The organism is Streptomyces purpurogeneiscleroticus, from assembly GCF_020024005.1.
GTDB classification, from domain to species: domain Bacteria; phylum Actinomycetota; class Actinomycetes; order Streptomycetales; family Streptomycetaceae; genus Streptomyces; species Streptomyces purpurogeneiscleroticus.
The window spans coordinates 1-23,345 of record NZ_NHSG01000373.1 but is presented as its reverse complement, the minus strand read 5'-3'; the positions used below and the strand labels follow the sequence as shown (position 1 = coordinate 23,345).

At 71.5% G+C, this 23,345-nt stretch carries 22 protein-coding genes and 1 pseudogene; 9 read left to right on the top strand and 14 right to left on the bottom strand.

Annotated features, from left to right (window positions below; all coding sequences use genetic code 11):
• A partial coding sequence (locus tag CCS38_RS26750; protein WP_223735880.1) for a helix-turn-helix transcriptional regulator occupies positions 1 to 891 on the bottom strand: 891 nt, incomplete at its 3' end.
• A gap of 100 nt (positions 892 to 991) precedes the next feature.
• Between CCS38_RS26750 and CCS38_RS26745 the strand changes: the two genes are divergently transcribed.
• A complete protein-coding gene (locus tag CCS38_RS26745) occupies positions 992 to 2,458 on the top strand; it encodes an MFS transporter (RefSeq protein ID WP_372457150.1) in 1,467 nt (488 codons plus the stop codon).
• A gap of 83 nt (positions 2,459 to 2,541) precedes the next feature.
• Here CCS38_RS26745 and CCS38_RS26740 read toward each other — a convergent pair whose 3' ends face one another.
• Positions 2,542 to 3,924 (bottom strand): glycine--tRNA ligase, encoded by a 1,383-nt coding sequence (locus CCS38_RS26740; RefSeq protein ID WP_030249432.1) that lies wholly within the window; start codon positions 3,922 to 3,924, stop codon positions 2,542 to 2,544.
• A 180-nt stretch (positions 3,925 to 4,104) separates the two neighbouring features.
• Between CCS38_RS26740 and CCS38_RS26735 the strand changes: the two genes are divergently transcribed.
• From CCS38_RS26735 to CCS38_RS26720, 4 genes are all read left to right on the top strand, one after another.
• Entirely contained in the window at positions 4,105 to 5,124 is a 1,020-nt protein-coding gene (locus tag CCS38_RS26735) for a metal ABC transporter solute-binding protein, Zn/Mn family (protein WP_223735879.1), read from the top strand.
• A 29-nt stretch (positions 5,125 to 5,153) separates the two neighbouring features.
• The gene (locus tag CCS38_RS26730; protein ID WP_223735878.1) at positions 5,154 to 5,936 is read left to right on the top strand and encodes a metal ABC transporter ATP-binding protein; all 783 of its coding nucleotides are present in this window, start codon (positions 5,154 to 5,156) and stop codon (positions 5,934 to 5,936) included.
• Position 5,937: 1 nt separating this feature from the next.
• Complete coding sequence (locus CCS38_RS26725; RefSeq protein ID WP_223735877.1) at positions 5,938 to 6,852, top strand: metal ABC transporter permease; 915 nt, start codon at positions 5,938 to 5,940, stop codon at positions 6,850 to 6,852.
• A 98-nt stretch (positions 6,853 to 6,950) separates the two neighbouring features.
• On the top strand, positions 6,951 to 7,376 hold the full coding sequence (locus CCS38_RS26720; protein WP_030249439.1) for a Fur family transcriptional regulator: 426 nt from the start codon (positions 6,951 to 6,953) through the stop codon (positions 7,374 to 7,376).
• A gap of 67 nt (positions 7,377 to 7,443) precedes the next feature.
• Here the strand turns inward: CCS38_RS26720 and CCS38_RS26715 are convergent, their stop codons facing one another.
• From CCS38_RS26715 to leuA, 5 genes are all read right to left on the bottom strand, one after another.
• Complete coding sequence (locus CCS38_RS26715) at positions 7,444 to 8,274, bottom strand: isoprenyl transferase (protein WP_223735876.1); 831 nt, start codon at positions 8,272 to 8,274, stop codon at positions 7,444 to 7,446.
• A 46-nt stretch (positions 8,275 to 8,320) separates the two neighbouring features.
• Positions 8,321 to 9,067 carry a DNA repair protein RecO gene (gene recO, locus CCS38_RS26710; protein WP_223735875.1) on the bottom strand — a complete coding sequence of 249 codons (747 nt, stop codon included), beginning with the start codon at positions 9,065 to 9,067 and terminating at the stop codon, positions 8,321 to 8,323.
• A gap of 72 nt (positions 9,068 to 9,139) precedes the next feature.
• Positions 9,140 to 9,355 (bottom strand): hypothetical protein, encoded by a 216-nt coding sequence (locus CCS38_RS26705; RefSeq protein ID WP_223735874.1) that lies wholly within the window; start codon positions 9,353 to 9,355, stop codon positions 9,140 to 9,142.
• Between the two features lie 270 nt (positions 9,356 to 9,625).
• Complete coding sequence (locus CCS38_RS26700; RefSeq protein ID WP_223735881.1) at positions 9,626 to 10,318, bottom strand: TerB family tellurite resistance protein; 693 nt, start codon at positions 10,316 to 10,318, stop codon at positions 9,626 to 9,628.
• A gap of 258 nt (positions 10,319 to 10,576) precedes the next feature.
• The gene (gene leuA / locus CCS38_RS26695) at positions 10,577 to 12,343 is read right to left on the bottom strand and encodes a 2-isopropylmalate synthase (protein WP_223735873.1); all 1,767 of its coding nucleotides are present in this window, start codon (positions 12,341 to 12,343) and stop codon (positions 10,577 to 10,579) included.
• A 301-nt stretch (positions 12,344 to 12,644) separates the two neighbouring features.
• On the opposite strand from leuA, the gene CCS38_RS26690 reads away from it, so the two are divergent.
• From CCS38_RS26690 to CCS38_RS26680, 3 genes are all read left to right on the top strand, one after another.
• Entirely contained in the window at positions 12,645 to 13,748 is a 1,104-nt protein-coding gene (locus CCS38_RS26690; RefSeq protein ID WP_223735872.1) for a M4 family metallopeptidase, read from the top strand.
• A 62-nt stretch (positions 13,749 to 13,810) separates the two neighbouring features.
• Positions 13,811 to 14,077 carry a protealysin inhibitor emfourin gene (locus CCS38_RS26685; RefSeq protein WP_223735871.1) on the top strand — a complete coding sequence of 89 codons (267 nt, stop codon included), beginning with the start codon at positions 13,811 to 13,813 and terminating at the stop codon, positions 14,075 to 14,077.
• A 134-nt stretch (positions 14,078 to 14,211) separates the two neighbouring features.
• Positions 14,212 to 15,477: an MFS transporter gene (locus CCS38_RS26680; protein ID WP_223735870.1), complete on the top strand. Its 1,266-nt coding sequence runs from the start codon at positions 14,212 to 14,214 to the stop codon at positions 15,475 to 15,477.
• An 18-nt stretch (positions 15,478 to 15,495) separates the two neighbouring features.
• Here CCS38_RS26680 and era read toward each other — a convergent pair whose 3' ends face one another.
• The 6 genes from era to CCS38_RS26650 all read right to left on the bottom strand — a co-directional run bounded on the left by era (position 15,496) and on the right by CCS38_RS26650 (position 21,318).
• On the bottom strand, positions 15,496 to 16,434 hold the full coding sequence (era, locus tag CCS38_RS26675; RefSeq protein ID WP_223735869.1) for a GTPase Era: 939 nt from the start codon (positions 16,432 to 16,434) through the stop codon (positions 15,496 to 15,498).
• Positions 16,435 to 16,534: 100 nt separating this feature from the next.
• A complete protein-coding gene (locus CCS38_RS26670; RefSeq protein ID WP_223735868.1) occupies positions 16,535 to 16,888 on the bottom strand; it encodes a cytidine deaminase-like protein in 354 nt (117 codons plus the stop codon).
• A gap of 102 nt (positions 16,889 to 16,990) precedes the next feature.
• The gene (locus tag CCS38_RS26665) at positions 16,991 to 18,313 is read right to left on the bottom strand and encodes a hemolysin family protein (protein ID WP_223735867.1); all 1,323 of its coding nucleotides are present in this window, start codon (positions 18,311 to 18,313) and stop codon (positions 16,991 to 16,993) included.
• A 4-nt stretch (positions 18,314 to 18,317) separates the two neighbouring features.
• Positions 18,318 to 18,815: an rRNA maturation RNase YbeY gene (gene ybeY, locus CCS38_RS26660; RefSeq protein WP_030249473.1), complete on the bottom strand. Its 498-nt coding sequence runs from the start codon at positions 18,813 to 18,815 to the stop codon at positions 18,318 to 18,320.
• Between the two features lie 11 nt (positions 18,816 to 18,826).
• Complete coding sequence (locus CCS38_RS26655; RefSeq protein ID WP_030249476.1) at positions 18,827 to 19,882, bottom strand: PhoH family protein; 1,056 nt, start codon at positions 19,880 to 19,882, stop codon at positions 18,827 to 18,829.
• A 266-nt stretch (positions 19,883 to 20,148) separates the two neighbouring features.
• Positions 20,149 to 21,318 carry a carbohydrate kinase family protein gene (locus CCS38_RS26650; protein WP_223735866.1) on the bottom strand — a complete coding sequence of 390 codons (1,170 nt, stop codon included), beginning with the start codon at positions 21,316 to 21,318 and terminating at the stop codon, positions 20,149 to 20,151.
• 111 nt (positions 21,319 to 21,429) lie between these two features.
• Here CCS38_RS26650 and CCS38_RS26645 point away from each other — a divergent pair, with 111 nt between their 5' ends.
• Positions 21,430 to 22,755, top strand: a complete 1,326-nt coding sequence (locus tag CCS38_RS26645) for a 6-phospho-beta-glucosidase (RefSeq protein WP_223735865.1) — start codon at positions 21,430 to 21,432, stop codon at positions 22,753 to 22,755.
• Here CCS38_RS26645 and CCS38_RS26640 read toward each other — a convergent pair.
• Positions 22,745 to 23,345: pseudogene (locus CCS38_RS26640) on the bottom strand (hypothetical protein); the annotation flags it as partial. The gene CCS38_RS26645 and the pseudogene CCS38_RS26640 overlap by 11 nt on opposite strands.

Sequence of the window (23,345 nt, the reverse complement as noted above, 5' to 3'; positions counted from 1 at the left end):
CTCCGCCGCGGCCTTCCGCTCCTCCGCCGCCACCGCCAGCTCCCGCAGCCGCTCCAGCCGCTCCCGCGACACCTCGTCCTGCGGCGAGTACACCGTCACCCGGATGCCCTCCCGCGCGCCGACGTACATCGGGGTGTTGGCCACCCGCACCAGCCCGACCTCCGGGCTCTCGAAGGTCTTGGTCTTCGCCCGGGCGCACAGCACCTCGTGCCGGTCCCAGAGCTCCCGGAACTCCGGCGAGGCCCGCTGCAGCCGCTTGAGCAGCGCCTTCCAGGCGGGCTCCGCGACATGCTCGGCCATCGCGGCGCGGAAGCGGGCCGTCATCTGGCTCAGCGTCTTCTCGAGATCGGGCACGGCCGCCCGCCACTCGGGGTGCGTGAAGGTGAGCCACAGGCAGTTGCGGTCCTGCGGCTCCAGCGCGTCGAGGTCGGTCAGCAGCCGCCCGTACGTGCGGTTGTACGCGAGGATGTCGTACCGCCGGTTCTGCACGCACGCCGGGAACGGCTCCAGCTGCGCCAGCACCTGCCGCAGCTCCGGCGAGACCACCGCGCACTCGCCGCCGGGCGCCGGGTCGACCGCGTCGGCGAGCGCGAAGAGGTGCGCGCGCTCGCTGGCGTCGAAGAGCAGCGCCCGTGCCACCGCGTCCAGCACCTGCGCCGAGACATGGATGTCCCGGGCCTGTTCGAGCCAGGTGTACCAAGTGACCCCGACCGCGGCGAGCTGGGCGACCTCCTCGCGGCGCAGCCCGGGGGTGCGCCGCCGCGGACCGCGCGGCAGGCCGACCCGCTCGGGCGGGATGCGTTCGCGGCGGCTGCGCAGGAACGCGGCCAGCTCGTGCCTGCGGACCCGGGCGGCGTCGCGGGCGGGCCCGGGGAGGGTGGTGACGGTCATGCGTCCAGGGTGGCGCACCGCCGAGCCGGTTGCCAGGTAGTGCCGGTACCAGGATCAGCACACTCTGGTACCCGGCTGGGCGCTGCCGGATCGTCGCAGTGTGAGCACCACGACGACACCTCAGACCACTCCGGGGACTCCCTCTCCCGCGACGCCGGCCGCCGGCCGCGACGGGGCCGTCCCCGCCGCCCATCTGACCGCACTCGGCCTGGCCACCCTCCTCCTGGGCGCCGCGCTGCCCATCACCGACTTCTTCATCGTGAACGTCGCGCTGCCCTCCATCGAACGCGATCTGCGGGCCGGGCCCGCCGTGCTGGAGATGGTCGCGGCGGCGTACGCCATGGCGTACGCCGTGCTGCTCGTCCTCGGCGGCCGGCTCGGCGACACGTACGGCAGGCGACGGCTCTTCCTGTGGGGCGCGGCCGCGTTCGGCCTGACCTCGCTGGCCTGCGGCCTGGCGCCGGACGCCTGGACGCTGGTGGCGGCGCGGGCCGCGCAGGGCGCGGCGTCCGCGGTGATGCTGCCGCAGGTGCTGGCCACCATCCACGCCACCACGTCCGGCGAGCGGCGCGGCCGGGCGCTCGGCCTGTACGGCGCGATGGGCGGCGCCGCCGGAGTGGCCGGGCAGCTGCTCGGCGGGCTGCTGGTCTCCGCCGACCTGCTGGGCACCGGCTGGCGCGCGATCTTCCTGGTGAACGTGCCGGTGGTGGCGGCCATCCTGCTGCTGGGCCGGTTCTCGGTACCGGACAGCCGGGCGGCGCGCCCGTCCCACGGCGACCGGGCCGGCACCGTCCTCTTCGCGCTCGCCCTGGTCGCACTGCTGCTGCCCCTGACCGAGGGCCGGGCGGCCGGCGGCCCGCTGTGGTCGTGGCTGCTGCTGGCTGCCGCACCCCTGCTGGCCTGGGCGTTCTACGTGGTCGAGCGGCGGGCCGAGCGCAGCGGCGGCGCCCCGCTGCTGCCGCCGTCCCTGCTGCGCGAGCCGGGGGTGCGGCGCGGGCTGGCGGTCGCCGTGCCGCTGTTCGCCGGGTTCGGCGGCTTCATGTTCGTGCTGGCGGTCTCGCTCCAGCAGGGGCTGGGGCTGTCGCCCGTGGTGGCGGGCGCCGCGGTGGTGCCGATGAGCGTGACGTACCTGTTCACGTCCATGTGGGGTCCCCGGCTGGCACCCCGGCTGGGCAGCCGGGTGCTGACGGCCGGCGCGGTGCTGCACGCCGTGGGACTGGCCCTGCTCGCCGTAACCGTCCTCACCCGCTGGCCCGACCTGGACCCGGTCTCCCTGGCCCCCGCCATGGCCGTCATCGGCGCCGGCCAGGGCTTCCAGCTCCCGACGTACTTCCGGGTCATGCTGGCGTCCGTACCCCCGGAGCGGGCGGGCGCGGGCAGCGGCCTCTCGGTCACCGCCCAGCAGACCTGCCTGGCCCTCGGCGTGGCGGTGATCGGCTCGGTGTACCTGGCCCTGGTCCCGTCCACAGGCGTCCGCGACGCGCTCCTCACCGCGCTCGCCGTCCAGTTCGCCGGCCTGCTGGCCATGACGGCCCTGTCCCTGCGCCTGCCGCGCGCCCTGCACTGAAAACAAACAGTTCCCCGCGCCCCTTCAGGGGCGCGGGGAACTGCGCGCTCAGCCACAGCGGCTGTACAGCCGCTGCTCAGTCGTCAGCAGCCGAGGAGACGGCCACCCAGGTACGACTGGATCTGGTCCAGCGACACCCGCTCCTGCTTCATCGTGTCGCGCTCGCGCACGGTCACCGCGTTGTCGTCGAGGGTGTCGAAGTCGACCGTGACGCAGAACGGCGTGCCGATCTCGTCCTGGCGGCGGTAGCGGCGGCCGATCGCACCCGCGTCGTCGAAGTCGATGTTCCAGTTCTTGCGCAGGTCCGCCGCGAGGCCCTTGGCCTTCGGGGACAGCTGCGGGTTCCGGGACAACGGCAGGACGGCGACCTTGACCGGCGACAGGCGCGGGTCCAGGCGCAGAACGGTGCGCTTCTCCATCTTGCCCTTGGCGTTGGGCGCCTCGTCCTCGGTGAACGCGTCGAGCATGAAGGCGAGCATCGCGCGGCCGACACCGGCCGCGGGCTCGATGACGTACGGGACGTACCGCTCGCCGGCCTCCTGGTCGAAGTACGACAGGTCCTGGCCGGACGCCTTGGAGTGCGAGGAGAGGTCGTAGTCCGTGCGGTTCGCGACACCCTCCAGCTCGCCCCACTCCGAGCCGCCGAACTGGAAGCGGTACTCGATGTCAGCGGTGCGCTTGGAGTAGTGCGAGAGCTTCTCGGCGGGGTGCTCGTACCAGCGGATGTTCTCCTCGCGGATGCCGAGGTCGCGGTACCAGTTCCAGCGCTGCTCCATCCAGTACTCGTGCCACTGCTCGTCCTCGCCCGGCTTGACGAAGAACTCCATCTCCATCTGCTCGAACTCGCGGGTGCGGAAGATGAAGTTGCCCGGCGTGATCTCGTTGCGGAAGGACTTGCCCATCTGGGCGATGCCGAACGGGGGCTTCTTCCGGGAAGTCTGCTGGACCTGGGCGAAGTTGGTGAAGATGCCCTGGGCGGTCTCGGGGCGGAGGTACGCGACCGAGCCGGAGTCCTGGGTCGGGCCGAGGTGCGTGGAGAGCAGGCCGGAGAACTGCTTGGGCTCGGTGAAGCCGCCCTTGTTGCCGCAGTGCGGGCAGTTGATGTCGGCCATGCCGTTGGCGGGCAGGTGGCCGTGCTTGGCCTCGTACGCCTCTTCCAGGTGGTCCGCGCGGAACCGCTTGTGGCAGGAGGTGCACTCGGTCAGCGGGTCGGTGAAGGTCGCGACGTGACCGGACGCGACCCAGACCTCGGAAGCCAGGATGACGGACGAGTCGAGACCGACCACGTCGTCGCGGGAGGTGACCATGTTGCGCCACCACTGGCGCTTGATGTTCTCCTTGAGCTCGACTCCCAGCGGCCCGTAATCCCAGGCGGCTCGCTGGCCGCCGTAGATCTCGCTGCACGGGTATACGAAGCCACGGCGCTTGCTCAGGCTGACGATGGTGTCGATCTTGTCGGCGGCCACGGTGCTCTCTTCATTGCGACGACGAACGATGGATAGGAGCGGCGCCCTGCGCGGAGACGGGCGGGCGAATGGTTCAGGGTACCGGCGGCCGTACCCCCGGGATCAAATCGGTTCCGGGCCCTGTCCCCCTCTCACCTGGTTTGTTGACAATCGTTTCCAGCCCAGTTGAAAATGACTGTCATGAACGTACGCCGTCAGATATCCACCGCCGCCCTCGCCGGCTCCGCCGTCCTGGGCCTTCTCGCCGTCTCCGCCTGCTCCACCTCCGGTGCCGCGGACAAGGAGGACGGCAAGCTCGCCGTGACGGCGTCCTTCTACCCGATGCAGTTCCTCGCCGAGAAGATCGGCGGCAAGCACGTCTCGGTGACCAGCCTCACCGCCCCCGGCACCGAGCCGCACGACCTGGAGCTCAGCCCCAAGCAGACCGCCCAGCTCGGCGAGTCCGACGCGATCGTCTACCTCAAGGGCGTCCAGCCGGCCGTGGACGAGGCGATCAAGCAGTCCGGCGTGAAGAACGTCGCCGAGGCGAGCTCCTTCACCGAGCTGGAGAACCACGGCGCGGAGGTCGGCGAGCACGGCGGCCACGAAGAGCACGCGGGCGAGAGCAAGGAAGAGCACGCGGAGCACGCGGGCGAGAGCGAGGAAGAGCACGCGGAGCACGCGGGCGAGGAGTCCGCCCTCGACCCGCACATCTGGCTCGACCCCGTGAAGTACGCCGAGGCCGCCAAGGGCGTCGAGAAGACCCTGGCCGCCGCCGACCCCAAGCACAAGGCCGACTACAAGAAGAACGCCGACGCCCTGGTCGAGGAGCTGCACACGCTCGACAAGGACTTCAAGGACGGCCTGAAGAACCGGAAGAGCGACACCTTCATCACCTCCCACGCGGCCTTCGGCTACCTGGCCGAGCGCTACGGCCTCAAGCAGGAGGCCATCGGCGGCCTGGACCCGGAGAGCGGCGACGTCAGCGGCAGCCGCATCAAGGAGCTGCAGGCCCTCGCCAAGAAGAACGACGTCAACACCGTCTTCTTCGAGACGCTCGCAAGCCCGGACGTGGCCAAGACCCTGGCCAAGGACGTCGGCGCCAAGACCGATGTGCTCGACCCGCTCGAGGGCATCACCAAGAAGTCCCGCGGCGACGACTACACCTCGGTCATGGAGTCCAACCTCAAGGCGCTGCAGAAGGCTCTGGGCGCCAAGTGACCGTGCCCCACGCCAGGGAAGGAGCTGCCATGAGCGGTACGGACGAGGCCCCTGCCGTCGTCTCGCTGCGCGGTGCGAACGCCGCGCTGGGCGCCCGCCCCGTGCTGCGCGGCGTCGACCTGACCGTGCGGCGCGGCGAGGTCGTCGCACTGCTCGGCGCGAACGGCTCCGGCAAGTCCACGGCCGTGCGCGCGGTGGTCGGCCAGGTGCCGCTCAGCTCCGGCGAGCTGGAGCTGTTCGGTACGCCCGCGCGCCGCTTCAAGGACTGGGCGCGCATCGGGTACGTACCGCAGCGCACCACCGCGGCCGGCGGGGTGCCCGCCACGGTCCGCGAGGTCGTGGCGGCGGGCCGGCTGGCCCGTACGAAGCTGAAGTGGCCGGGCAAGGCGGACCGGGCGGCCGTGACGGCGGCCCTGGAGAAGGTCGGCATGGCCGACCGTGCCAAGGACTCGGTCGGCGCGCTCTCCGGCGGCCAGCACCAGCGCGTACTGATAGCCCGCGCGCTGGTCGCCGAGCCCGAACTGCTGATCATGGACGAGCCGATGGCCGGCGTGGACCTCGCCAGCCAGGAGGTACTGGCGCAGACGCTGCGCACGCAGGTCGAGGCCGGCGCCACGGTCCTGCTCGTGCTGCACGAGCTGGGCCCCCTGGAGCCGCTGATCGACCGTGCCGTGGTGCTGCGGGACGGCTGCGTCGTCCACGACGGGCCGCCCCCGGAGGCGGTGGGCCAGCACGCGCTGCCCGGCCACGATCACGTACACCCGCACGCGGACGCGGCCCACGAGCCCGTCCGGACAGGACTGCTGACCTGAGATGGACATCCTCACCTACGCCTTCATGCAGCGGGCGCTGATCGCCGCGGCCCTGGTCGGCATCACCGCGCCCGCCGTCGGCATCTATCTCGTGCAGCGCCGCCAGGCGATCATGGGCGACGGCATCGGGCACGTGGCGCTGACCGGTGTCGCGCTCGGCGTCCTGCTCAACACCTCGCCGGTGTGGATGGCCGTGCTGGTCGCCACCATCGGCGCGGTGATCATGGAGCTGGTCCGGTCGTACGGCAAGACCCGCGGCGACATCGCGCTCGCCATGCTCTTCTACGGCGGCATGGCCGGCGGCGTGATGATCATCAACCTCGCGCCCGGCGGCTCCACCGCGAACCTCACGAGCTACCTCTTCGGTTCCATCACCAGCGTCTCCCCCGAGGACGTCACGGTCACCGCGGTCCTGGCCGCCTTCGTGCTGGTGATCACGCTCGGGCTGCGCCGCCAGCTCTTCGCGATCTGCCAGGACGAGGAGTTCGCCCGCGTCACCGGCCTGCCCGTCCGCGTACTGAACCTCCTCCTCGCGGTCACCGCGGCCGTCACCGTCACGGTCGCCATGCGCGCCGTCGGCCTGCTGCTGGTCAGCGCGCTGCTGGTGGTGCCGGTCGCGGCCGCCCAGCAGGCCACCCGCGGCTTCGCCGCGACCCTCGCCATCGCGGTGGCGATCGGCGTGATCGTCACCCTCTCCGGTACGGCCGTGTCGTTCTACGTGGACGTGCCGCCGGGTGCGAGCATCGTGCTGCTGGCCATCGCGGTCTTCGCCGTCTTCTCGCTGATCGCCGCGCCACTGGCGAAAAAACGCGCGCGGTCGGCCGCCCGGGCCGACGAGGGGTGCACCCTGGAGGTGCCGGGAGCCGTACCGGGGGCGCGGAAGCCGGCGGACGACGTCAGCGTGAGCAAGCCCTGAGCGTACGGGTGTAAGCGTCCCACCCGGCCTCCGGTCATCACCTGGCACAATGGCCGGACGTTCCGCAGGGGGATGTTCTACGCCTAAGGGAGGCAACGGTGGCGACGAGCGCGGGATCTCCGGTGCGCGGCCGGTCGACGCGGCAGCGGGCCGCCGTGGCCGCGGCTCTCGACGAGGTCGATGAGTTCCGCAGCGCGCAGGAACTGCACGACATGCTCAAGCACCGGGGCGACTCGGTGGGGCTCACCACGGTCTACCGCACGCTCCAGTCGCTGGCCGACGCCGGCGAGGTGGACGTGCTCCGCACCAATGAGGGCGAGGCCGTCTACCGCCGGTGCAGCACCGACGACCACCATCACCACCTGGTCTGCCGCACCTGCGGCAAGGCCGTGGAGGTCGAGGGACCGGCGGTGGAGAAGTGGGCCGATCAGATCGCGGCGGAGCACGGCTTCCGTGACGTCGCGCACACGATCGAGATCTTCGGCACGTGCGGCGAGTGCGTGAAGGCCGCACAGGCGTCCTAGGACGCCGTAAGAGCAACGAAGGGCCCGGTGGGCCGCACAGGCGGCTCCCGGGCCCTTCTGCGTCCGCTCAGCCCTGCTGGGCGGGCGCTTCCTGCACCTCGTTCGGCTTGGCGCCCCCGAAGCGCCGGTCGCGCTGGGCGTACGCCATGCACGCGTCCCACAGGTTCCGCCGGTCGAAGTCCGGCCACAGCACGTCCTGGAAGACCATCTCGGCGTACGCGCTCTGCCAGATCAGGTAGTTCGACGTGCGCTGCTCACCGGAGGGCCGCAGGAACATGTCCACGTCCGGCATGTCCGGGTAGTACAGGTACTTCGCGAAGGTCTTCTCGCTCACCTTCGACGGGTCGAGGCGGCCCGCCTTCACGTCCTCGGCCAGCGCCTGCGCCGCGTCGGCGATCTCCGCGCGGCCGCCGTAGTTCATGCAGAAGTACAGCGTCAGCTTGTCGTTGTCCTTGGTCTGCTCCTGCGCGACCTGGAGCTCCTTGGCCACCGACTTCCACAGCTTGGGCATCCGCCCGACCCAGCGCACCCGGATACCGAGCGCGTCCAGCTGGTCACGCGTCTTGCGGATGAAGTCGCGGTTGAAGTTCATCAGGAAGCGCACCTCGTCGGGCGACCGCTTCCAGTTCTCGGTGGAGAAGGCGTACAGCGAGATGGCCTTCACGCCCATCTCGATCGCGCCCTGCAGCACGTCCAGCACCTGCTCGGCGCCGACCTTGTGCCCCTCGGTGCGCGGCAGCCCGCGCTCCTTCGCCCAGCGCCCGTTGCCGTCCATCACGATGGCCACGTGCTCGGGGACCAGCTCACCGGGGATCTTCGGCGGCCGTGCACCGGACGGGTGCGGCTCCGGCGCCTGGTACTCCCGCCGCGAACGGCCCAGAATCCCACGTCGTGCCATGCGTGCCACGTCTCCTAGCTCTTTGGGTGGTTACTTCGCTACGCGGCTATTTCTCCACGTAGCGGAGCGAGCGCAGTCCTCGCTCCAGGTGCCACTGCAGATACGCCGCGACCAGCCCGCTGCCCTCCCGGACGTGCCGGGCCTCGGCCGCGTCCGCCGTCTGCCAGTCCCCCGTCAGCAACGCGCTGAGCAGCGCGATCGACTCAGAGGAGGGTACGACGCTGCCGGGCACTCGGCACTCCCCGCATATGACTCCGCCCGCGCCGACCGAGAAGAACCGGTTCGGACCGGGCATTCCGCACCGCGCGCAGTTGTCGAAACTCGGTGCGTAGCCGTTCACGGCGAGCGAGCGCAGCAGAAAGGCGTCCAGGACGAGATGCGCGGCGTGCTCCCCGGAGGCGAGCGTCCGCAGCCCGCCCACCAGCAGCAGATACTGCTGCACCGCCGGCTCGCCCTCGTGGTCGGTGAACCGCTCCGCCGTCTCCAGCATCGCGGTCCCCGCGGTGTACCGGTCGTAGTCGCGGACGATGCCGCCACCGTACGCGGCGATCGTCTCGCTCTGCGTGCACAGCGGCAGCCCGCGCCCGACCAGCTCGTTGCCGCGCGCGAAGAACTGCACGTCCACGTGCGAGAACGGCTCCAGCCGCGCACCGAACTTCGACTTCGTGCGGCGGACGCCGCGGGCCACGGCCCGTACCCGGCCGTGGCCACGGGTCAGCAGCGTGATGATGCGGTCCGCCTCACCCAGCTTCTGGGTGCGCAGCACGACGCCGTCATCACGGAACAGACTCATGCGGCCATTGTCCCGTACGGCCGTGCCGTGCGGGGACGGTCCCCCGTTGCTCCCCGCCGGCCGGGGCCGCCGTCAGCCCACCTCGCCGCGGCTGCGGGCGTTCACGTACGCCGTGGCCGCGCTCAGCCGCTCACGCGCCGTCGCGGTCCGCACGGCCTCCGGCGCGCAGTCCCACTCCCGCCCGCCGCCCACGGGCCGCAGCTGCAGATACGGCCCCTCGCTCCCCATCACCATTCCGACCTTGCCCGTCCGCGTGTCCACGACGTACGAACCCACCGCGGCGCTCATCGTTCCTCGCTCGCCTTCCTCGCCTCGAATTCGGCATCGGCTCGCGGTCTTTCGCGCACTGCTTTTCGCCAACGACCGCATGCCCACTTTCCCGAAACGGACTTTGCCGCCGGGAGATTTTCGCCGTTCACGGCCTTGACACACACCTGCGGATCTAAAATCGACAGCGGCGTACGTGCGTCAAGTGCGCTGGGCGGCGCGGGTGTTGACGAAAAAGGGCGGCAATTTCGCCCGTCTGTGCGAGGAATTGATGACCGTTGCGCGCCGGCCCTAAGAAGGCGTGCGCGCGGCCGCGGCGAGGAGCCGGTCCGTGTCCGCCGCGTCCAGCGACAGCGCCGTGCCGACCGTCGTAAGAACCTCGCGCTCGGGACCCGTGTAGGGGCCGTCCGCCAGCGCGATACGCGCGCCCTGCAGCAGCAACGATTCGCGTCCCGCCGGTGCAAGGTGGGGCGCGAGCGGCTCCAGCGCTTCGTGGAGCTCTATCGCGAGCGCCGTGCCGCACGGGTCGAGGCCGTCGCGGCCGTCGTGGTACGTGCCGGGGAGCCGGCCCGTGTCCGCGGCGAGCGCGGCCAGCAAGGAGAGCAGCTGCTCCTCCGTGCACTCGGTGAAGCCGGAGGCCCGTACCGCCGCGACCGCCTGCTCGCGGACCGTGCGGGAAGCCGTGCCGCCCGCCGCCAGCAGCGCGAGCGTCACCGTGTGCACGGCGTCGCGGAGCATCGCCGAGAACCGGGTGGTGGTCGGGTGGTCCAGGGCGTCCAGGCCGAAGTGGCCGGTACAGGAGGAACATTCCAGGACGGGGCCCGCCGTGCCGCGCGGGAGGACGGGGACGCCGAGCAGCGTGAGCCGGCGCCTGCCCGCACGGCGGCGGTAGTTGCGGTCGCCACCGCACTCGGGGCAGAAGAACTCGCCGTCGGCGAGAGTGCGCCATGACGTGCGCACGCCCACCATGCCCAGCTTGTGCATCACGTCAGACCTCCGTAACTCCCCCACGCCTTAAGGGCGCGGGAGGGGCCCCCGTCGGCCACCCTGCCGCGCTGACGTGATGTTAGCCACATCGGAGACGCCGCGTCAGCATGTAGTACCGGACAATGCGGAAGGCCCCGCCCCTCTTTCTGAATGGGAGCGGGGCCTTGCGCGGGCGTCACGCGGAGGCGGTGAACCGGCCCGTGGGTACGTTCCCGTACCCGGCCAGCGGGTTTACCGACCTCGTCCGTCCGGGTGTCAGCGGCTCGCGCGGTTGACGGCGGAGACGACGGCCTTGAGCGAGGCGCGGACGATGTTCGCGTCGATGCCGACGCCCCACAGGACCTTGTCGCCGATGGCACATTCGATGTACGCGGCGGCCTGCGCCCCGGCGCCCTCGCTCATCGTGTGCTCGACGTAGTCCAGCAGCCGGACGTCGACGTCGATGGCGTGCAGCGCGTCGAAGAAGGCGGCCAGCGGGCCGTTGCCGGTACCGGTCAGCACCGTGTCCTGGCCGTCCACGACCGCCTCGACGGTCAGCGCGTCCGTGCCCTCGGTCGTCGTGGAGGTCTGCGCCTTGCGCAGCGAGATCCGGCCCCAGGCGTTGTCGGGGGTGGGCAGGTACTCGTCCTGGAAGGTGGACCAGATGGCCGCCGGGGTGACCTCGCCGCCCTCGGAGTCGGTCTTCTCCTGGATGGTCCGGGAGAACTCGATCTGCATCCGGCGCGGCAGTTCCAGCTTGTGGTCGTTCTTCAGGACGTACGCGATGCCGCCCTTGCCGGACTGCGAGTTGACCCGGATGACGGCCTCGTAGGAGCGGCCGACGTCCTTCGGGTCGATGGGCAGGTACGGGACCGCCCACTCGATGTCGTCCACGGTCTTGCCCCGGTCGGCCGCGTCGGCCTCCATGGCGTCGAAGCCCTTCTTGATGGCGTCCTGGTGGGAGCCGGAGAAGGCGGTGTAGACCAGGTCGCCCGCGTAGGGGTGGCGCGGGTGGATCTCCATCTGGTTGCAGTACTCGGAGGTCCGGCGGATCTCGTCGATCTGCGAGAAGTCGATCATCGGGTCGACGCCCTGGCTGAACAGGTTCATGCCCAGGGTCACCAGGTCGACGTTGCCGGTGCGCTCGCCCTGGCCGAACAGGCAGCCCTCGACGCGGTCGGCGCCGGCCATGACCGCCAGCTCGGCGGCGGCGACGGCGGTGCCGCGGTCGTTGTGCGGGTGGGTCGACAGGCAGACGTACTCACGGCGGGACAGCCTGCGCGACATCCACTCGAAGCGGTCCGCGTGGGTGGACGGCGTGGAGCGCTCGACCGTGGCGGGCAGGTTCAGGATGATCTCGCGGCCCTCCTCGGGCTGCCAGACGTCCATGACCGCCTCGCAGACCTCCAGGGCGAAGTCCAGCTCGGTGTCGGTGAAGATCTCGGGGCTGTACTGGTAGCCGAAGATCGTTTCGTCGCCCAGGATCTTCTCGGCGTACTCCATGACCAGCCGCGTGCCGTCCACGGCGATCTGCTTGACCTGTTCCTTGGAGCCGCGGAAGACGACCCGGCGGAAGGTGGGCGCCGTGGCGTTGTACAGGTGCACCGTCGCGCGGTGGGCGCCGCGCAGCGACTCGATGGTCTTCTCGATCAGCTCTTCGCGGGCCTGCGTCAGGACGGAGATCGTCACGTCCTCGGGGATCGCGCCCTCTTCGATGATCGAACGTACGAAGTTGAAGTCGGTCTCACCGGAGGAGGGGAAGCCGACCTCGATCTCCTTGTAGCCCATCTTGACCAGCAGGTCGAACATCTCGCGCTTGCGGGCGGGCGACATCGGGTCGATCAGCGCCTGGTTGCCGTCGCGCAGGTCGGTCGAGAGCCAGCGGGGCGCCTTCGTGATGCGCTTCTCGGGCCACGTACGGTCCGGAATGTCGACGGCCTCGTACTGGCCGTACTTGTGGATCGGCATCCCGGAGGGCTTCTGCGTCACGGTCGCGGCGGTGATGGGCGTGGGGCGACCGACGGAATTCGCGGGGTTCGACATGGTGCGTAGGGCTCCTCGATGGGGTCCGGTCAGGACGGCCGACGGGGCGGTAAACCGCAACACCGAACTCCGCGGGGAGGGGGTCGGCCTACGACTACAGGCCCTCGCCGCGGCAGCTAAGGAGAAGCAGCCCGAAACGCATGATGCTCTGCACCCTAGCGGAGACCTGTGTCATATGGATGTCCCGTATCAGTATGCGGGACCGGAGATCCCTTGTGACCGTTTGGCGAGCAAGCACACATTCGCGGGAATCTCCGCAGCGGGGAGTGACACGGCTCACACGCGGTGCCACGCTCGCCGCATGGACGCCACTTCCCGGAACTCCCGGAACCACAGTCATGCTGCCGGCCAGGTCTTCTGCGGAATCATCCCCCCGCATCTCCTGGACCACCTCTCCCGCGCGGAGAGCTCCACGATCTCCGGCCGGGCGCGCCGCACCCTGGAGCACGACGCCCTGCAGCGCACCCGCCGCCGTCTCCTGACCGTCCGCGGCTTCGCCGCGTCGGCCGAAGCCCGGGCCGGCAGCGACAAGCCACAGCGCACGATCTATGACGCGGAACACACCGAGACCCTGCCCGGCAAGAAAGTCCGCGGCGAGTCCGACCCGGCGGGCCAGGACTCCTCCGTCAACCGCGCCTTCGCAGGCCTCGGCCACACCTTCGAGCTGTACTTCAAGGCATACGGCCGGCGCTCCATCGACGGCGCGGGCCTGCCGCTGGACGCCACGGTCCACTACGGCAAGGAGTACGGCAACGCCTTCTGGGACGGCGAGCGGATGGTCTTCGGGGACGGCGACGGCGAGCTGTTCCTGGACTTCACCACCTCCGTGGACGTCATCGGGCACGAACTGACCCACGGCGTCACCCAGTACACCGCCAACCTGGAGTACTTCGGCCAGTCCGGCGCGCTGAACGAGTCCGTCTCGGACGTCTTCGGCTCGCTGATCAAGCAGTACTCGCTCCAGCAGAGCGCCGAGCAGGCGGACTGGCTGATCGGCGACGGGCTGCTCGGCCCGGACGTCGACAAGGGGACCGCGCTGCGCTCGATGAAGGCGCCCGGCACGGCGTACGACGACGACGTGCTCGGCAAGGACCCGCAGCCCGCCACGATGGACGGGTACGTGAACACCTCACAGGACAACGGCGGGGTGCACATCAACTCCGGCATCCCCAACCACGCCTTCTACCTCGCCGCGGTCGCCCTGGGCGGCAATGCCTGGGAGCGGGCCGGGCAGATCTGGTACGACGTGCTGACGAGCCGCGATCTCGCCAAGGACGCCCGGTTCGCGGACTTCGCGAGGCTCACGATCGACGCGGCCAAGGCCCGCTACGGCGACCAGGGCGAGGAACACCAGGCACTGCTGAAAGCCTGGTCCCAGGTGGGCGTCACCAACAAGCAGGGTTGAGAGACAGATCCTGACCCGCGGCGGTCATTGACCGCCGGCATGCCGAGGAGAAGGCTGCGGCCATGCGGATTCAGGTGAGGCGCACCGGCGGTTTCGCCGGCATCGAGAAGCACGCCGAGATCGACACCGCTGACCGGGCGGATGCCGCCCAGTGGAACGACCTGGTCGAGCGGGCGCTGGCCGACGGGCGGGACACCCCGCCCGTCGGGGTGCCGGACGGGTTCACGTACCAGATCACCGTCGACGGGCGGACCGTGTACTGCGCGGACCCCCGGCTGACCGAACACCAGCGCAAGCTGATCACTCGGGTACTGAAGGAAGGGGCGTAGCCCCGGGCGACGCGTGTCAGGGGCGCGGGTGGGCGGCTCCGCCCGCGCCCCTGGCACGTTACTGACGGGTCGGCGGCCACCCGTATGCGGAGCCGGCCGCGCCGCTCCCGGGCCCGGTGGCGCAGGATCGGAAGGTGATCTCCCAGCACCTGGACCGGTACGGCGTCGAGGACGCGCTGGCCGAGCCCGTCGTGCCGGTCGGGCGCGGCTGGACGGCGGCGCTGGTGGTGGCGAACGGGGCGATCTGGGTCGGCTGGTTCGGGCCGCTGCAGATCCTGCTGGCCCTCCAGGCCGCCGAGCTGGCTCCGGCGGGCACCTCGAAGGAGACCGTACTGGCGTGGGTGACCGGCTGCGGCGCGGCCGTCGCGCTGGTCGCCACGCCGCTCTTCGGCGCGGCCTCGGACCGTACGGCCTCCCGCTTCGGCCGCCGTGCTCCATGGATCGCGGGCGGCGTGCCGGCCGGCGCCGCCGCGCTCGCGCTGCTGGCCACGGCGGACGGCGTGCCGTCCCTGCTGCTGGGCTGGTGCCTGGTCCAGCTGGCGCTGAGCGCCGCATACGCCGCGCTGACCGCGTCGGTGCCGGACCGGGTGCCGCGGCGGCAGCGCGGGGCGGTCGGCGGCTGGCTGGGCGCGGCCCAGATCCTGGGCGTACTGGCGGGCACGGGCCTGGCGACCGCGGCCGGCGGCAGCGCGGCGGGCTATCTGGCCTGCGCCGCGTTCACGGTGCTCGGCACGCTCCCGTACGTCCTGCTCCACCGCGACCCGGTGCTGCCCGCCGGCCGGCGCCCGCCACTCGGCCTGCGCGCCTTCCTGACCGCCTTCTGGATCAGCCCGCGCCGCCATCCGGACCTGGCCTGGGCCTGGCTGACCCGCTTCCTGGTCAACCTCGGGAACTCGATCGCGCTGCTGTACCTGCTGTACTACCTGCGGGACGCGCTGCACCACCCCGACCCGGCGACCGGCGTGCTGATCCTCACCGCGGTGAACAGCACGCTGCTGCTGGCGACGGTCGTCGCCGCGGGCTGCTGGTCGGACCGCATCGGCCGCCGCAAGCCGTTCGTCCTGTGGGCCGGCGTCCTGATGGCGGCGGCCACCGCGGTGCTCGCCTGCTGGCAGAGCTGGCCCGGGGCGCTGGTGGCGGCGGGCACGCTGGGCGTCGGCTTCGGCGTCTTCATGTCCGTCGACTTCGCGCTGATGACGGACGTCCTCCCGGCCGCTGCCCACCGCGGCAAGGACCTCGGCGTCATCAACATCGCCAATTCCCTGCCCCAGGTCGCCGCCCCGGCCCTGGCTGCGCCGGTCGTCCGCCACCTGGGCGGCTACCCGGTGCTGTACCTCCTGGCCGCGGCCATCGCCCTCACGGGCGCGCTCTTCGTGCGCCGCATCCGGGGAGTGGACTAGGGAGGGCCAGGAGACGGGCTAGAAGCCCAGCTTGCGGAGCTGCTTGGGGTCCCGCTGCCAGTCCTTGGCGACCTTCACATGCAGGTCCAGGTAGACGGGCGTGCCGAGCAGCGCCTCGATGTGCTTCCGCGACTTCATCCCGACCTCCTTCAGGCGCTTGCCCTTGGGGCCGATGATGATGCCCTTCTGGCTGGGCCGCTCGATGTAGACGATCGCGTGCACGTCCAGGAGCGGCTTCTCAGCGGGCCGGTCCTCGCGCGGCAGCATCTCCTCCACCACGACCGCGATGGAGTGCGGCAGCTCGTCCCGTACGCCCTCCAGCGCCGCCTCGCGGATCAGCTCGGCGACCATGACCTGCTCGGGCTCGTCGGTGAGGTCGCCCTCCGGGTACAGCGGCGGGCTCTCGGGCAGCATCGGCACGAGCAGATCGGCCAGCAGCCCGACCTGGCTGTCGCCGACCGCCGACACCGGGATGATCTCGGCCCACTCGATGCCGAGCTCCTGCCCCAGCTTGTCGATGGCGATCAGCTGCTCGGCCAGCGTCTTGGAGTCCACAAGATCGCTCTTGGTCACGATGGCGACCTTCGGCGTCTTCTTGATCCCGGCCAGCTCACCCGCGATGAACCGGTCTCCCGGCCCGAGCTTCTGATCGGCGGGCAGACAGAAGCCGATCACGTCGACCTCGGCCCAGGTGGTCCGCACGACGTCGTTCAGCCGCTCGCCCAGCAGCGTGCGCGGCTTGTGCAGACCGGGGGTGTCCACCAGCACGAGCTGGGCGTCCGGGCGGTGCACGATGCCGCGGACGGTGTGCCGGGTGGTCTGCGGCCGGTTCGAGGTGATGGCCACCTTCGTACCGACGAGAGCGTTCGTCAGGGTGGACTTGCCCGCGTTCGGGCGGCCGACGAAGCACGCGAAGCCGGCGCGGTGCGGGGCGGAGGAGTCTGTACGAGCGCTCATGGCGCCCATTCTCCCCGATCGCGGGCATGACACCGACCACCGGCCCGGCCGGACCGGTGGGTCAGCGGTATCTCTGCGGTATCTCTGCGGTGCTGTGCGCTCAGCCGGCCTTGACGGTCTCGCGGAGGACACCGTCGGTCCCGGCGACCAGTACGGGGGTCTCCGCACCGCCCAGGTCACGGACGGCCGCACGGTCCGCGTCCGCCGCGGTCGCCGCCTCGGTGACCACGGCGGCGGCCTCCAGGGACTGCGCGCCGCTCGCGACGGCCATCGCCACGGCGGTCTGCAGGGCACTCAGCTTGAGGGAGTCGAGGGTCACGGTGCCCGCGACGTACGTCCGTCCGGTCTCGTCCCGCACGGCGGCGCCCTCGGCGACACCATTCCGGGCACGCGCCGAGCGGGCGAGCGTGATGATCTTGCGGTCTTCCGGGTCCATCGCTGCGGCTTCGCTCATACGGCCGAGGATATGCGCTCGCCACACCCGCACGTTCCCACGGGGGTCCCCCGACGGCCCGCTCGCCGCAGGCGCAACGGCGCGGCACCCAGCGGTGCCCCGCTAGCCCTCGTCGCTCCCGGCGCCCCCGGCGCCCTCCGTGCCGACCGGCTCCACCAGTACCGTGACGATCTTGTTCCGGCGCCCCGCCGGCGACTCCGCCGTCAGCCGCAGCGCCTTGAGGGCCGGGTCCACGGCGTCCTCGGAGAGGTCGACCTCCGCCTGCGCCCCCGCGATCGGCACCCGCCCCAGCCGCTTGGCCAGCAGCCCGCCGACCGTCTCCACGTCCTCGTCGTCCAGCTCCAGGCCGTACAGCTCGCCGAGATCGCCGATGTCGAGGCGGGCCGTGACCCGGTACCGGCCGTCGCCCAGCTCCTGCACGGGCGGCAGCTCGCGGTCGTACTCGTCGGTGATCTCGCCGACGATCTCTTCGAGGATGTCCTCGATGGTGACGATGCCGGCCGTGCCGCCGTACTCATCGATCACCACGGCCACGTGGTTGCGGTCCCGCTGCATCTCCCGCAGCAGATCACCCGCGTTCTTCGTGTCCGGCACGAACGCCGCGGGCCGCATCGCCGTCGAGACCAGCTCGGTCTCCGCGTCCCGGCTGATGTGCACCTTCCGGGCGAGGTCCTTCACGTACACCACACCCACCACATCGTCCTCGCTCTCCCCCGTCACGGGGATGCGCGAGAACCCGGAGCGCAGCGCGAGCGTGAGCGCCTGGCGGATGGTCTTGAAGCGCTCCACCGAGACCAGGTCGGTGCGCGGCACCATCACCTCGCGCACGAGCGTGTCACCGAGCTGGAAGACCGAGTGCACCATGCGGCGCTCCTCGTCCTCGATCAGCGACTCCTGCTCCGCGAGGTCGACCATCGCGCGCAGCTCGGCCTCGGACGCGAACGGCCCCTTGCGGAAGCCCTTGCCGGGCGTGAGGGCGTTGCCGAGGAGGATCAGCAGCTGCGGGACCGGGCCCATGATGCGGGCCAGCGGCAGCAGGACGTACGCCGCTGCCGTCGCCGTGTTCAGCGGGTGCTGCCGACCGATCGTCCGCGGCGAGACGCCCACCGCCACGTAGGAGACGAGCACCATCACCGCGATGGCGACGGTCAGCGCCTCCCAGGTCTCTGCAAACCGCTGGACGCACGCGTACGTGACGACGACGGCCGCGGCCATCTCGCAGCCGACCCGCACCAGCAGCGCGACGTTCAGATAGCGGGTGGGGTCGGCGGCGACGGCGGCGAGCTTGGCGCTGCCGCGCCGCCCCGACCGTACGGCCTCCTCGGCGCGGAAGCTGGTCGTGCGGGCGAGGCCCGTCTCCGCGCAGGCGGCGAGCCAGGCGACCACGACGAGGAGGACCGCGACGGCGATCAGCTGGACGGACACCGCGTCACCGGGTGGTGGGTGCCGGGGACGGGCCCTCGATGCCGCGCTCGGCCCGCCAGCCGTCGATGATCGCGGCCTGCAGGCCGAACATCTCGGCCTTCTCGTCCGGTTCCTCGTGGTCGTACCCGAGGAGGTGGAGGACGCCGTGGACGGTGAGCAGCTGCAGCTCCTCGTCCATGGAGTGCCCGGTCGGCGCCTCCTCGCCCTGCTTCGTGGCGACCTCGGGGCAGAGGACGATGTCGCCGAGGAGCCCCTGCGGGGGCTCCTCCTCGTCCTTGGCCGGCGGGCGCAGCTCGTCCATCGGGAAGGACATCACGTCGGTCGGGCCGGGGAGGTCCATCCACTGGATGTGGAGCTGCTCCATGGCGTCGGCGTCGACGACGATGACCGAGAGCTCGGACAGCGGGTGGATGCGCATCCGGGCGAGCGCGTAGCGGGCGACATCCAGGATCGCCTGCTCGTCGATGTCCGTACCGGACTCGTTGTTGACGTCGATTGCCATCGTTGTAGTGCTCAGTGCTTTCCGTTGCGGCTGCGGCTGTCGTGCTGGCCGGAGCGACCGTCGTTCTGGCCATTGCGGCTGTCGTACTTCTCGTACGCGTCGACGATACGGCCCACGAGCTTGTGCCGGACGACGTCAGTGCTGGTGAGGCGCGAGAAATGGACGTCGTCGACGCCCTCCAGGATCTCCTGCACCTGGCGCAGACCGCTCTTCGTACCGCCGGGCAGGTCGATCTGCGTCACATCACCCGTGATCACGATCTTCGAGTCGAAGCCGAGGCGGGTGAGGAACATCTTCATCTGCTCGGGGCTGGTGTTCTGCGCCTCGTCGAGAATGATGAACGCGTCGTTCAGCGTCCGGCCGCGCATGTACGCCAGCGGCGCGACCTCGATCGTCCCCGCGGCCATCAGGCGCGGGATGGAGTCGGGGTCGAGCATGTCGTGCAGTGCGTCGTAGAGCGGGCGCAGATACGGGTCGATCTTCTCGTAGAGCGTGCCGGGCAGGAAGCCCAGGCGCTCGCCCGCCTCGACCGCGGGCCGGGTCAGGATGATGCGGTTGACCTGCTTGGACTGCAGGGCCTGCACCGCCTTGGCCATGGCCAGGTAGGTCTTGCCCGTACCGGCGGGGCCGATGCCGAAGACGACCGTGTGCTGGTCGATGGCGTCGACGTACCGCTTCTGGTTCAGCGTCTTCGGGCGGATCGTGCGGCCCCGGTTGGAGAGGATGTTCTGCGTGAGGACCTCTGCGGGGGTCTCGCTCGTCCCGCCCTCGCCGTTCTCCGCCGAGCGCAGCATGGCGATCGAGCGTTCCACTGCGTCCTCCGTCATCGGCTGTCCGGTGCGGAGCACCAGCATCATCTCGTCGAACAGGCGCTGGATCAGCGCGACGTCCTCGGGATTTCCGACGGCGCTGACCTCATTGCCACGGACGTGGATGTCGGCCGCCGGGAAGGCGTTCTCGATCACGCGCAGCAACGCGTCCCCCGACCCCAGGACCGTGACCATGGGGTGCTTGGGCGGGACGGTGAACTGGGCGCGCGCCTGCTGATTAGTGGGTGTCTGCGTCATGGGCCGGCTCTGTGGCCTGCTGATCCCCATTTCTACGTAGCGATGCCTGCGGCTCTCCTGAGCACGTCCAGGGTACGACGCGCCACCGACATCAACGGAGAACTTTTCGAGGAGGGGAGGTGGAGGGGACGGTCCGGGCCCCGGGCTCGCCTACGGGGGCGAATCGAACGCTAGTGGCCCCCTTGCTCAGGGGTTACCCAAAGGGGGCCGCGCGCATCCCGCCGCGACCTACGGAGTCCCGGTCTTTCCGCGGCTTCCCGGGGCGGCTACCTCGCGCGGCGGAAGCCGATCGTGGGGAGGGCGCGGGCCAGCGGCCACTGGCGGTAGGCGGCCGGCAGTACGCCCTCCAGGAACGCGTACCGCTCCCGCAGCGGGAGCCCGCGGCCCGGTGCCGCGAGCCCTTCCGCCGACTCCGTGTGGTGGTCCCGTACGTGCTGCCACCAGGCGGCGATCTCCGACCAGCCGGGCGCGGACAGCGAGCCGCCGAACTCCTGCACCGACAGCGCCGCCGTCAGGCCCGCGAACGCCAGCCGGTCGGCCAGCGGCCAGCCCGCGAGCGTGCCCGTGACGAAGCCCGCCACGAAGACGTCGCCCGCGCCCGTGGGGTCCAGCGCCTCCACCGCGATCGCCGGGACCTCGGCGCTCTCGCCGGTACGCGCGTCCACCGCGCACGCGCCCCGCGCGCCCATGGTGACCACGGCGACCGGCACCAGGTCGGCGAGCTTGCGGGCGGCGGCCTGCGGCGAGTCCGTACGCGTGTACCGCATCGCCTCCTCGGCGTTCGGCAGGAACGCCTCGCAGTGCTCGAGGTCGGCGAGGTCGGCCGGGTCCCAGCGCCCGGTGTCGTCCCAGCCCACGTCCGCGAAGATCCGGGCGCCACGGCCGGCCGCGCAGCCCAGCCAGCCCTCCCGCCGCCCCGGCACCAGCGAGGCGACGCAGGCGCGCGAGGCGGGCGGGCACCCCGGCGCGTGCGCCCCGTCGAAGGCGGACTCCGGCGGCGGCGCCTCGTGCCCGTGCGACACCATCGTGCGCTCGCCCTCGTACGCCATGGAGACGGTCACCGGCGAGTGCCACCCGGGCACCTTCCGCGACATCGACAGGTCGATGCCCTCCCCCTGGCGCAGCGCGTCCCAGCAGTACTCGCCGTACATGTCGTCCCCGAAGGCCGCCGCCAGCGAGGTGTGCAGCCCCAGCCGGGCCAGCGCGGTCGCCATGTTGGCGACGCCCCCGGGGCTCGACCCCATGCCGCGCGCCCAGGACTCGGTGCCGCGGACCGGCGCCGAGTCCAGCCCGGTGAAGATGATGTCGAGGAAGACCGTGCCGGTGAGATAGACGTCCGTGGCCGGGTCCCGCGGCCCCCGAAGGGCGGCGAGCGGATCGAGCACCGCCGGCGTGGGACTCGTGGGGGCGAACTGTTCTCCGCTGTGAGCGCTCACCTTGCCTGCCCCTTTCGTCCGTGCACGTCACGCCAGTGTGCCGGATCAGGGGTGGTCATGGCTGCGAGCGGGGCGGCTTCCCGCGCACCTTCGTGCGGTACGTTCCGGCCCATGAGGCTCACGATTCTCGGTGGTGGCGGCTTCCGGGTGCCGCTGGTCCACCGCGCGTTGCTCGACGACCCCGCGCGCGCCGTGACGGAGGTGACGCTGTACGACACCGATCCGGACCGGCTGCGGGTCATCGCGGCCGTACTGGAGCGGCAGGCGGCGGGCCGGGAGCGGCCGGTACGGGTGCGGCTCGCGACGGACCTCGACGACGCCCTGCGCGGCGCGGACTTCGTGTTCTCCGCTATCCGGGTCGGCGGCACCGCGGGGCGCGTCGCGGACGAGCGCGTGCCGCTGGCCGAGGGCGTGCTCGGCCAGGAGACGGTGGGCGCGGGCGGCGTGCTCTACGGGCTGCGCACCATCCCCGTGGCGCTGCACATCGCCGAGCGGGCCGCGGCGCTGGCCCCGGACGCCTGGGTCATCAACTTCACCAACCCGGCCGGGATGGTCACCGAGGCGATGGCGGAGGTGCTGGGCGAGCGGGTGATCGGCATCTGTGACTCGCCGGTGGGCCTGGTGCGCCGGGCCGCGCGGGCGGCCGGCGCCGACCCGGACGCGGTGACGTACGACTACGTGGGCCTGAACCACCTCGGGTGGCTCCGGTCGCTGTCCTACGAGGGCCGCGACCTGCTCCCGGGACTGCTCGCCGACCCGGAGGCGCTCGCGTCCTTCGAGGAGGGCAGGCTTTTCGGCGCGGACTGGCTGCACGCTCTCGGGGCGCTGCCCAACGAGTACCTGCATTACTACTACTTCCGCCGCGAGACGCTCGCCTCCGTACAGGAGGCGGACGAGACCCGCGGTGCCTTCCTCGACCGGCAGCAGGGCGGCTTCTTCGAGGCGGCGGGCCGGCGCCCGGAGGACGCGTACGCGCTGTGGGAGCGCACGCGCCTGGAGCGCGAGGAGACGTACATGGCGGAGAGCCGGGAGGCGAGCGGCGGCTGGCAGCGCGACAGCTGCGACCTGGAGGGCGGTGGGTACGACCGGGTGGCGCTGGCCCTGATGCACGCGATCGCGGGCGACCGGCGGGCCCGGCTGATCCTGAATGTGCGCAACGGTACGACCGTTCCGGCGCTCGCCCCCGAGGCCATCATCGAGACGGTGTGCGAGGTGGGCGCGGACGGCGCCCGGCCGCTGCCGTGCGCCCCGCTCCGCAACGACCAACTGGGGCTGATGCTCCAGCTGAAGGCCGTGGAACGGGCGACGGTGGAGGCCGCCGTCTTCAAGGAGCGCGACGCGGCCCTACGGGCGCTCGCGCTGCACCCTCTGGTGGACTCACCGGCGGTGGCCGCCCGCATCCTGGAGCGGGCGGCGGAAGCCGGGCTCAGCGGCTGACGGACTCCGCAAGGGCGGCGAGGCGGCGCTGTACGTCGTCGCGGGCGCCGCTCCTGCCGGGCACCCGGCTCCGGAGGTTCGCCAGCTCCTCGCCCAGCTTCCGGGCCTCCTCGCCGTCGCCGACCTGGTGCCAGCAGTGGTGGGCACGGTCGACGGCGGCGGTGACCTCGGGGTGCGTCTCGCTCTGCCCGCCGGCCAGCCGGACGTGCGCGGACCGCATCCACAGCCCGCTCGCCCGCACCGGCTCGTCGGCCTGCCGGGCCAGCTCCGCCTGTACCTCGATCCAGTGCACCGCCTCGGGCGACACCGGCCCGTGGCTCCGCAGGGCGGCCTGCTCCCAGGCCGCGGCCATCGCGGCGGCCTCCCCGTGCCGCCCGGCCGCGGCCGCGGCGAACACGGCGTGGTGCGGGTCGACGGCAGGCGCCGCACCGGGCACCGGGGGTATGGCGGCCACCACGGGAATCGGCGGCTGGGTGGGCTGTGCGGGCTGCGTGGGCTGCGTGGGCTGCGTGGGCTGCGCCGGCACGGGAGCGGACGCGGGTTCAGGAGCGGGCGCGGGCTCGGGCGTGGAACCCGGGGCGGGAGCGGGC